The following is a 303-nucleotide window of genomic DNA, read 5'->3' as shown; positions in this document are numbered from 1 at the left end:
AGTCGAGCCGGTCGCACCAGTCGAGCCGGTCGCCCCAGTCGCACCCGTGGAGCCGGTCGCCCCAGTCGCCCCGGTCGCACCCGTGGAACCAGTCGGTCCGGTCGGGCCGGTCGCACCCGTCGCTCCGGTGGAGCCAGTCGAGCCGGTCGGGCCAGTCGGGCCAGTCGCCCCGGTCGCACCCGTGGAACCAGTCGCCCCAGTCGAGCCGGTCGCCCCAGTCGCACCCGTGGAACCAGTCGCCCCAGTCGAGCCGGTCGCACCAGTCGAGCCGGTCGCCCCAGTCGCACCCGTGGAGCCGGTCGC

Annotated in this window: 1 protein-coding gene; it reads right to left on the bottom strand. The window is 75.6% G+C overall.

Annotated elements, in window-relative coordinates:
• Positions 1-303: hypothetical protein (locus SKC42_RS27550; protein WP_330967382.1), on the bottom strand; the 303-nt coding region annotated here is incomplete at both ends.

The organism is Mycobacterium sp. 050134, from assembly GCF_036409085.1.
Classification (GTDB): Bacteria; Actinomycetota; Actinomycetes; order Mycobacteriales; family Mycobacteriaceae; genus Mycobacterium.
Note: the sequence above shows the minus strand (reverse complement) of the source record. Positions and strands in the feature narration are given on the sequence as shown.